Annotated in this window: 10 protein-coding genes; 2 read left to right on the top strand and 8 right to left on the bottom strand. The window is 59.5% G+C overall.

What is annotated here, in order from left to right:
* The first annotated feature begins 588 nt into the window (after positions 1-588).
* Complete coding sequence (gene tnpB, locus CBM2588_RS30820; protein WP_115684105.1) at positions 589-1,053, top strand: IS66 family insertion sequence element accessory protein TnpB; 465 nt, start codon at positions 589-591, stop codon at positions 1,051-1,053.
* Positions 1,054-1,448: 395 nt separating this feature from the next.
* Here tnpB and CBM2588_RS30815 read toward each other — a convergent pair whose 3' ends face one another.
* From CBM2588_RS30815 to CBM2588_RS30795, 6 genes are all read right to left on the bottom strand, one after another.
* Positions 1,449-2,825: an AAA family ATPase gene (locus tag CBM2588_RS30815; RefSeq protein ID WP_172583737.1), complete on the bottom strand. Its 1,377-nt coding sequence runs from the start codon at positions 2,823-2,825 to the stop codon at positions 1,449-1,451.
* 367 nt (positions 2,826-3,192) lie between these two features.
* The gene (locus tag CBM2588_RS30810) at positions 3,193-3,942 is read right to left on the bottom strand and encodes an AAA family ATPase (protein WP_159373696.1); all 750 of its coding nucleotides are present in this window, start codon (positions 3,940-3,942) and stop codon (positions 3,193-3,195) included.
* Positions 3,943-4,563: 621 nt separating this feature from the next.
* Complete coding sequence (locus CBM2588_RS30805; protein ID WP_115684102.1) at positions 4,564-5,619, bottom strand: PDDEXK nuclease domain-containing protein; 1,056 nt, start codon at positions 5,617-5,619, stop codon at positions 4,564-4,566.
* Between the two features lie 326 nt (positions 5,620-5,945).
* Positions 5,946-6,182, bottom strand: a complete 237-nt coding sequence (locus tag CBM2588_RS30800) for a hypothetical protein (RefSeq protein WP_147298481.1) — start codon at positions 6,180-6,182, stop codon at positions 5,946-5,948.
* A gap of 27 nt (positions 6,183-6,209) precedes the next feature.
* Positions 6,210-6,344 (bottom strand): hypothetical protein, encoded by a 135-nt coding sequence (locus tag CBM2588_RS31450; protein WP_269462468.1) that lies wholly within the window; start codon positions 6,342-6,344, stop codon positions 6,210-6,212.
* Positions 6,345-6,348: 4 nt separating this feature from the next.
* The gene (locus CBM2588_RS30795; RefSeq protein WP_115684100.1) at positions 6,349-7,536 is read right to left on the bottom strand and encodes a hypothetical protein; all 1,188 of its coding nucleotides are present in this window, start codon (positions 7,534-7,536) and stop codon (positions 6,349-6,351) included.
* A gap of 158 nt (positions 7,537-7,694) precedes the next feature.
* On the opposite strand from CBM2588_RS30795, the gene CBM2588_RS31610 reads away from it, so the two are divergent.
* Complete coding sequence (locus CBM2588_RS31610) at positions 7,695-7,928, top strand: DUF5343 domain-containing protein (protein WP_368666650.1); 234 nt, start codon at positions 7,695-7,697, stop codon at positions 7,926-7,928.
* A 142-nt stretch (positions 7,929-8,070) separates the two neighbouring features.
* Here CBM2588_RS31610 and CBM2588_RS30790 read toward each other — a convergent pair whose 3' ends face one another.
* Positions 8,071-9,246 (bottom strand): hypothetical protein, encoded by a 1,176-nt coding sequence (locus CBM2588_RS30790; protein WP_116332813.1) that lies wholly within the window; start codon positions 9,244-9,246, stop codon positions 8,071-8,073.
* Between the two features lie 157 nt (positions 9,247-9,403).
* Positions 9,404-9,524 (bottom strand): H-NS family nucleoid-associated regulatory protein (locus CBM2588_RS30785; RefSeq protein ID WP_172583736.1); only part of this gene is annotated, 121 nt, incomplete at its 5' end.

The following is a 9,524-nucleotide window of genomic DNA, read 5'->3' as shown; positions in this document are numbered from 1 at the left end:
AAACGTTCTTCGCATAAGAATAGTTATGTCAAATATAGGCGACGGAGGCGCTGAAAATCCGCAGCGCCGGAAACAAAGTTGTGCTTGCGTAGATATGAAAATGCCATTGGGTTGCTCTTATGGTAAGCGACCAGTTGTTCCATCTTGAATAGATTGAAGCGATGAAGCATCGTCCCCACGAAGGAGGATCGTGGATACGATGGATCAAGTGTCGACAGTTGGCGGCCGCGCCGGCGGGAGTACAGCGCCGATTTTAAGGCGATGGTCATGGCACAGATTCGCCAGCCAGGAGCTTCGGTGGCGGGGGTCGCGCTCAGCCCACGCGCTCAACCCGAACATGGTGCACCGATGGATGCGAGAGGACCGTCAGCGGCAGATGCTGACGGCGCTGAGCGAGGGCCACGCGTTTGTTCCGCTACAGGTGGAGGCCCTGTCCGCAGTCAAGGGAGAGGTGTTACCGTGTAAGACGCCGGCGGCGGCAACGAGACCATCCGCATGGAGATACAGCGCCCAGGCGGCACGCTGGTTGTGCATTGGCGCTCTGTTAGCGGCGCAGCAATTTTCCCAACTGCTTCGAGACTGGCTTAGATGATCCGCATTGACTCGCTGTGGTTGGCCGTCGAACCCATCGACATGCGTGCCAGAAGCGAGCGGTTGCTGGCGCGCGTGGTGCAGGCCTTCGGCGCAGCCCAGTCTCATCACACCTACCTGTTCTCGAACGCCGGCCATACGCGCATGAAGCTTTTTGTGCATGACGGCTTTGGCGTATGGTGTGCCGTGGGCCGTCTCAACCAGGGGCGCTTTACCTGGCCTGCCTACAGGCCGAGGCCCTCAGATAGACGAAGTCTTCTGGCGAGCAACCAGGTCGGTGGTTACCACAGACCGTTCGTTTCGTGTCCAGCCGGCTTTGACTTGTCGGGGTGTGAGCACGGCCCTGGAAAACAGATCTTCGGCGGTCATCGTGCCGCGCCCGCAGCAGGACGAGCGGCTGGCGTGCCGCGATCCCCGAAGTCGCGTGCGTCGCCCACGCTGGACATCCCATTGCCCATTTAGCTATGTGACCCGGCAGGCTTATACCCCACCGAAGCCGGGCATCGCTGATCGCAAGGCGGTCTGCGGAATGCTCCAGCGCCGTCACGTGAGAAGGTTGCAATCCACTCCTCATGAATTTGATTCCCCGTCGTTGCGCGGCCGTCGCTTGTCGGCCAAAATCGGGCAGTCAGGCTGATCCTGCGGCGAACGCTCAAGCGTCCGATGCCCTCCGAAACCGGCCGGATGGAGTGCTTCGGCATCTAGGCCGAAGCCGACGTTCACAGGTCAGCGGAAAGAAAGGCTGCTATGTGACAGCCTTCTGTCATTCAGCGCACTTGCAGTCTGAACGGCAGCAGTCCCGACCGCCTGCCGTCGTGTGAATCGCCCGGAAGCATGTCTGGGTCCGGAAGCCACCATCAGGCCTGCGGAGCATCGATCGCCTCGTCGAGCTTGATGACGGTCTCGAGCATGCGCCGAACGATCGCCGCGTCGAACTCTTCCACCCGGTCCTCTTCATGGGTTCCCTTGTTCAGGTAGTTCCATTCGAGTTTGTGCTTCTCGCCATATCCAAGCATCTCGCCCAGGTGTGGCACGACTTTCTGGAACACTGTCACGTCCTTCCTGCTGAGGAACTGGTGAAGCCCCGTCGCCAAGCTCATGAGGTCAGGGTTTCCCGGCCCCATCATCCCCACACTTATCTGCGCCGACAGCTTCTTATTTGCAATCTTCTTCCAGAGACGGTTGAGCTCTTCTTCGAAGGCCTTTCGGACGTAACTCAGGGAGTCGCGCGTACGCCCTTCTTCGTGGCTTCGGACGGCCACCGTGAGGTAGTGGCGGGGCGAATCGAGCTTCACGATGATCTTCTTGGCGGCGAACGGCACGAGGAAGTCGATTCGGGTCACCGTTTCCTCGTACTTTTTCATTGGCACGGCGTTCTCGAGGCGCTTCACGAAATCCTCACCGTGGGTCGTGACGATGAGTTGCCTTTTGCCCACTTCTTCCGGATTTAAGATGAGGTCGATGATCGCGCCACGGTGCTCGTCGTCGATCGAGTTCACGACATCGTCGAATATCAGGAACGGGAGGCGGTCCGTGGTGATCTTCGCCAGCAGAATCGCGAGCCCGAGGCACCGAATGTGACCTTCGCTGAGGACCTGGAGCGCGTCGCACCTGTCCCCGTTTTCGAACTCGATCTCTATCCTCTCACCCACGGCCGTCGGCAGCCTCAGGGACTTGAGCCTGTCGGAAGCGTGATCGTTCTTGTTGATCTCGTTGTAGAACTTGAGCGTCTTTTCGTTGAGCTCCGCGGCCAGGGCCAAGGGCAGTCCGGCGTTGTAGGCCAGGAGCTTTTCGCGGAGCGAGACGTAAGCGATGCTGTAGCTCAGGTTTCTTGCGACTCCCGGTTTCTCTGCTTCCGCCTCCCTGATGAGCTCCTCGTTCTCCCGGTTGAACTTCGCGATAGCCTGCGTCGCCTCCGTCTCGCTCGTCGCGTTCGTAGCGATGAGGGTCGAGATAGCCACGATTTCCTCGAGGTCCTTGGAGATCGCGAGGTTATCATCCTCGAGCTTCTTGATCGCGGCTTTGGATTGTTCGACCTTTCCGTTATGAGTACCGGTCGCGTCCTTCAGCGCCTGAAGGAGCTCGCGCTTTGCCGGCACGGCTCGGAGGAAGGTCTCGATGCCCGCCGCATCCTTGGCGTCGGAAGCCTCGGCGCTGAACGAGCCGACCTCGGGCGCTCCGATGAACCCGACAGCAGCGGCGGGCGCGGGAAGCTTGGCGATTTTCGAAAGCAATTCCCGCCAGCCGAGGTTGAGGGCCTCCCGGATTTCCTTGATCCGTCCTTCGGCCCGCAGGGCGGCGTCGAATTGCTTCAGCTTTTCCTCCGCGTTGCTGTACGGGTCGACCGGAACGGCGAGTCGACCGTCGCGGTAGAGTTCGGAGGCGCACGCGGGACACTCGTTCCCGAACCTTTCGCGGTTCCCCAGAATCGCGCCGTAAAGGTTTCGAAGGGAAAGCTGATCCTTGTACTGGTTGAGGAACTCTTCCGATTCTGCCTTCTCTTTGATGAGCCGGAGCAGTCCGTCGGCGTCGGCTAGGATGTCGTCCGTCCCTGGATCAGCGGCCGTTTTAAGGTTCTGCAGGCGGCCGATTTCGGTGTTGTTAGCCTTTTGCTTGCCACCGTTGCCTTCGGGACCGGTTAGAGCTGCCTTGATTTTCGAGGTCCTTGCACTCCGGATATTTCCCGAGCAGCACGGCGCCTCGCGTTTCGGCGGTTTTGGCTTTCACCGGGAGGCCTTCGAGGATCACTTGGTGTCCGGCGATCCCCTTCGTCCGATCCGCGAGATCCTTCCCCTTTTTTCCGACGCAGTCCAGGTAAGGGTCGAGGCTCTCGTTGAACTGCGTTGCGAACGCGTTGAACTCTTCCAAGCCGAACAGCGCCGCTAACCGCGCCTGCTGGGCGGCCGGGGTATTGGCGGCCACCCGCGCGAATCCGTCGATCCGGTTCTTTTCGATGAAGCAGAATTCGAAAGTGCGGGGGTCCGCTTTCACTTCGATTCCCTTCTCCTCCGCGGTATCTCCGTACAGAACGGGTTTCGCCGACTTCCTCGATGTTGCGTTCCTGATGTAGTCCGAGACGGGTATCCGCTTTGATTCCGCTTCGTGGATCGAGGCGAGCAATCCGTATTCGAGCGCTTCACAGAGACTAGACTTTCCCGTCCCGTTCGGCCCATAGACGAACGTGTACGGGTTTTTGAATTCGAAAGAGTGCCTCTCGGAAAACCCACGAAAATGCTCGACCTCGACTTTGGTAAGCCGAACGATCTCCTTCTCGTTGACGTTCGCTTCGTCGGCCGCGATTTCGAGTGCCAGAGGCGCTGCCTCCCCCTTGTCAACGATCAGTTTCGCCAAGACTTTCCCTCGCCGGCCTCCGGCCGTCCCGACCGCCGCGACTTCGTTGAACCCCCCAGCATCAGGTTGGCCAGCTTTTTCTCGTGTTCGGACAGCGTCGGGGCCGATTTGGCCAAGAAGCGTTTGAATTCGACTAGAGACTTGGACATGTCCGTTCGCAAAGCGGTTGTTATCGGTTATGCGGTCGGGCGCGGATCGTCGGCACGATGCCTTCATTCTATGCCAAAGTATTTTCGGGGAAAGCCGTGTTCGACGTTTTGCGGAAGACGGCGAGGTGTCAAGCGACGACTTTTAGCCCGTAGCGGGCGCGTAACCCGACACGGTCGCCCGTCCACTTCGGTCGAGGTGCTGTCGAACAAAAGCTGGCTCGCCGTCCGCTCGACAGTTTCCTGCCATTGGGAGCCTAAACCCACGAACGTCCGGATTGGGTCGCGAAGAGACGACGGACAGAGCGCGGAGATCCGTGACGTGCCGCACCGCCTTCCCCTCCGATAACGAAGGTTCTGCCCGTCGAGGGGGTCGGTGCTACCACCGACCGTGCCCCGAGACATACCCCGCATTATGTCTAAAGTGGTTGAAAGCGCTTGCGGATGTTCTAGCGCATGAACATCAATGGAAGTGTTAACCTCCACGGCCGTGCCGTGGAACGCTCGTCGCATCGGAGGCCAACTCGGCCTCGATCAGTTCGATCGAAGGAAGATTCGTAATCAGCGGAGGGGGAACTTCCCGGATCAACTGATATTCCGCAACACCCATCGGCTTGGCCATTCCGCGCAACGCGTACTCAGCAACCAAGCGATTGTTTTCCTTGCAGAGCAGCAGTCCAATGGTAGGACTGTCGTCGGCGGCTTTCACTTGGGCATCGATCGCCGACAGATAGAAGTTGAGTTGTCCCGCATACTCGGGCCGGAAGGGCGTGGTCTTCAGTTCTACCACGACATAGCAGCGTAGCTTCAGATGATAAAAGAGCAGGTCGATGAAAAACTCGTCGCCACCGACCTCAAGACGATACTGTCGTCCGACGAAGGCGAAACCTGCGCCGAGCTCCAATAGAAACCGCGTAATATGCTGCGTTAAGGCGCGTTCAATATCTCGTTCCTGCGCATCCTCGCCCAATCCTAGGAAGTCGAAGATGTACGGATCTTTGAAGGCGTCGCGAGCCAAATCCGAATGTGCTGGCGGCAGGCGTTCCGCAAAATTACTCACTGCCCGCCCCTGCCGCTCATGGAGGCGAGTCTCGATCTGCATTACCAGGACATTGCGAGACCAGCCATGCTCCAAGGCCTGTGCGGCATACCATTCTCGATGCTCGTTGCTCTTGAGCTTGTCCAGCAATGTGCAGAGGTGAAACCAAGGCAATTGTGCAGCAGCCTGCTGCACAAATTCCCCGCTCGGCCAGGCTTCGGCCAATGCCCGCATGTATTTGAGGTTGCGGGGCGAGAATCCCTTCATGTCAGGAAAGGCGCTTCGCAAGTCGCTCGCCAACCGGTCAATGACCTTAGCCCCCCACCCCTGCCGCCCTTGGCGCTCGAGGATGTCATGGCCGATTTGCCAATATAGGCAGACCAACTCCCGATTCACAGACAACAGAGCGCGTTGCCGAGCATGCTCCACGCGACGCTTCAGCTCGTTTAGCCATTCCTTGTACTCGGGCGCGGGGAGAGTCGTATCAGTCATTGCTTAGAAGCGGTTCTGTTAACACTGATTATCCCGGTAATCTGCCTCGCGATCAATGTGTATAATTAGGCGCTTTTTCCGAAGATCCACGACCTACTGCGGCGAACGGGCCCTTCCAAAGCCGCTATTTAGCTACTTCTCGAGTGCCATTCGACTCCTGGCGCCTGCGATTCTCGCCTGTCTATAAGGCATTCGTTATCGGACCTTATGCCCTGCTGCCACAGCGCGCGCAGTGTTGGACAGGTCGAAGCTACCGGTCTGGAAGGGGCGGTTACGATTGGCGCCGTAGTCATCCAGAAGCAGGATGTGCTCGGGGCCATTGCCCATCACACCGTGGCCGCAGAAGTACAGTACGCCCACATTGTTGGGGTGGCGTTGTACCTCGTCGAGCCAGCGGTCGAAGCTAAGGGCATCGAGGCCCGCTCGATGTCATGCATGGCACCGGCCGCGTTGAGTTGCTCGCCCTGTTCCGAAGAGACCAGGATCTCCAGCGTCGTCAGCGGCGCGTTCGGGTTGTGCAGGCCGCCTCGTGCGCCATTGCCGTTGAGTATCCAGCGCGCCAAGTGCATCGCGGAGATCGGTGGCGACTGCTAGACATTGAGCCCGAGGTGCACCCAGCTGCGAGGTTCCGGCCCACCGCGCAGATGGCGGTAGTAGCCGACGCCGATGATTAGCACATGCGTGCCCCGTGTCTCGTCGATGGGGCGCAGTCGAATCTGTGTCATCGTATCATTGTCCCCCTAGGCGCTGACCCAGTCGCTTGTAGAAGCTTGGCCACTTGAAGTAGCCGGAATGCGCACCCGTGACGGGGTAGCCGGTGTTGTACTTGAAGTCATGGACCGTATCGGGCACGGCCGCAGTGAAGACCGTCAGGACCAGGAAGCCCAGTACGTCATTGGTGTCGACGATATTCAGCCAGCGCTTGGCCCGCGTCGGCGATGCGATGGCTTCGCGAGGAGTCGCTGCACGGTCTACGCGACCGGGACTGCTCCACTGCAGCGACATCTCCTCGAACAGGCCGACTTGCGAGCCGACGGTTACCCAGGCGTCGATTTCTAGCTCGGAGTCCTTAGCATAGTGGGTCAGGATGTCGTAGACGATCTCACCACCGAAGCTGTGGCTGATGACCACCAGGGGTTCCTTCTTTACGCGCGCGAGTGCCGCAGCCTGCCGAAGTGCCTGGAGGACGCTCGAAGCAATCGGGCCTGGCTGCGCGCCATCCTCCCGCTCGGTGACGTAGCGGAACGCGTCGCCGATGAACGCGGCGAGTTTGCGGGTCAGGGACCGGCGCGAAGGGCCGACAATGGCTTGGGACAGTTGATCCGGCCCTAGTAGCTTCAGCCGTTTGGCGCCTTCTTCCAACATGGCCCAGAAGCCGGCGCCGCCAAAGGTCTCGTCCTTGTCCGCAGGCTGCAGCGGACTGACGACATCGACGACCAGCTCCAGTACATCGTCCTCCGTGGCCAGCGCCAGCCAGGGCTCTGCCGTATCGGCCAGGCGAAGCTGAGCCAGTTGATACGCCTTGGCCACAACTAGGATGTCTGCGTCGGTCTTGGCATCCTGGATGAGAGCATCGAACAGTAGATCGATTGCCACATCCGGATGCTTGCGCGCTAAGGCGTGCAGAGTATCTCCTGTCTGCACGGCGCCCTCGGCCACCGCAATCCCCAGCGATGGCGGCAGTTCGTTCTCATCAGATCCGAATGTCTCGACCTCGCTGCCTTTGGGAATCACCGCCAGGTCGCGCCAGAAGCTGACCCCGTCGCCGCCCCAATACGGCGCGAACACCTGGTGTGCTGGATCAATACCGACGACGGGCGCGACGATTTCCGTGAGGAAAGCCGTCCGCATTCTCTCTTCGCGAAGATAGTTGGCGTCCTGGCGATTGTTGACGCCGTGAACAAACAGGAATGGCATGACAAATACCCTCCTAACGCTGTTGCGCTGTCACCTTAGCCGGAAATCGACAGTTGGGGAGTCCACACCGAAGTGCGTCGCGCAGAACAATCGATCGCGATCAGTTGATCGCCTTCGTCCACCTCTGGCGCCGGCAACGACTTGCCTACGTAGGCCGAGTGGCAGAGACCGGCCAGAAAACCGACCATGACGTCGGGGGGGGCGATGACTCTTATCGAACGGCTTTCAGCAGCCACAGGGACCTCGAGATTGGCGCTCCAACTCCTCATTATGATCGCCTGCGGGATCCTTCGGATTGGAAACGGGTACTTGGCGAGCGGGTCCGTGACACCTATTCCGCCCTTTTTGCAATGGATCCCAATATCTACGCCGCTAACGAAGGAGAATTATAGGGAGCGAACAAGTCGGATCACCGGAAAGGATGAAGAGACTGTCAGACGCTAGAAAAACGCCAGCGCAGTTCCCGACGCTGCGTGCAAACCGACGTGCATCTCGGGTGGGAGACTATGTGCATTGTCCCCCCCGGTACGGCAGTCAGGGCTTTTTCTTCTTCTCTTCCTCGACGGCTGGCTCGATCACGACCTCCACGGCTTCGACTACTTCTGTCGTGACTTCTGTCGTGACTTCGGTCGTGACCTCCGTGGTGACTTCGGTGGTCACTTCAGTCGTGACGTCGGTGGTTGTATCTGTAGTCGTGACGGGCTCCGCCTGGGTTTCCGTGGTCGTGTCGGTCGTCGTGTTCTCCGGCGGCGGATTATCCGGCTTGATCGGCTCGCCCGGGTTCGCGTACGCCTCCGGCACGCCGTCCTCGAGACCAGGATCGACATCCTCAGCTTGCTGTTGCGCAGCGGTGATTTTGCCCCCCTCCCAGGCGGCGATCTTGTAGCCGAGATAGATAAATTGAATTCCAGATAGTACCGTCATTACATAGCCGGCGATCGTGAAGACCTTTTGCAGAGTCGATTCCTGATACCCCCCGCCGCCTGAATAGGGTTGGCCGAGAATACCGGAGAACGGTAACGATCCGCCGCTTTGCGTTTGCTGAATAGTGCCATAGAACGAATTGCCAACGTACCCGCTCGAGGTCGGTGTCGTGATCCGCGTAAAAGTGATCGAACCGCCCGCAGAGTTGCCGCTGAACGGCCAGGTCAGCGCATTGGTGTTGACGTCGTAATTGATGCCTTGCAGATTCGCGCCGCTCAGCGTGACCTGCGTATTGCTGAGAACGTTCAGCGGCGGTCCGGCGGAATAGGTGTCGCCGGCGTTCGTCATGGTCGTCTGCCCGTAGACGCCAATCCAGTCGGACAGTTGAGTCGGCGTCGACAGCACGCCACTGTATTGCTGTACCCGACCCGTTTCGCTTTGCTGGAGCGTACCGAAGAACGTCGGTCCGGTGTAACCGGTCGACGTCGGCGTTGTGATCGTGCTGAACGCGACATTGCCGGCGGTTGCGTTGCTGTCGAGCCCCCAGCTTAACGTGTTGCCAACCGCGCAATACGTAAAATTCTTAATCGGCGTTTGATCGAGAATGACAGAACTCGCGTTCTGGACGATGAGCGCCGGCCCTTTCACGTAACTGCCGTCCGCCTGCTTGAGCGACGCCGAGCCGTAGTTGCCTGACCAGTTGTCTAGTGGAAACGACACGATCGCCCCGATTTGGCCGGAATACGGTAATGCACGCGAGCCGGGAGAGCAGGTCGTCTGGGTCAAGGTGCCGCTGAAGAGCTGGGGTTAGGCAGCGCCGCCCCCTCCGGCTCGTTGCAGGGCTCTTCCCTTGAGCTTCCTGCGCCGTGGCCGCCGAACTTCCGACCTGCCGAGCTTGCTAAGTCAGAATGGGGCGGACCGGCCGCGCCCGCCAAGCTGTCGTTCAGTACAAGAAATCGATTAGGAAACGCTCGGGCTTTTTGCCAATCCACGCGGGAGCCCTACCGCGCCCCGACCAGGTCTGGCCCGTCTTCGGGTTGCGGTACCTCGGACGGGGCGCGGCC

The sequence above is a fragment of the Cupriavidus taiwanensis genome (assembly GCF_900250075.1).
Classification (GTDB): Bacteria; Pseudomonadota; Gammaproteobacteria; order Burkholderiales; family Burkholderiaceae; genus Cupriavidus; species Cupriavidus taiwanensis_C.
This window is presented reverse-complemented; position numbering and strand designations above follow the sequence as displayed.

Bases quoted from the DNA above. Each gene is read 5' to 3' on its own strand.
- tnpB (WP_115684105.1), top strand. From the start codon at position 589: ATGATCCGCATTGACTCGCTGTGGTTGGCCGTCGAACCCATCGACATG.
- CBM2588_RS30805 (WP_115684102.1), bottom strand. From the start codon at position 5,619: ATGACTGATACGACTCTCCCCGCGCCCGAGTACAAGGAATGGCTAAAC.
- CBM2588_RS31450 (WP_269462468.1), bottom strand. From the start codon at position 6,344: ATGACACAGATTCGACTGCGCCCCATCGACGAGACACGGGGCACGCAT.
- CBM2588_RS30795 (WP_115684100.1), bottom strand. From the start codon at position 7,536: ATGCCATTCCTGTTTGTTCACGGCGTCAACAATCGCCAGGACGCCAAC.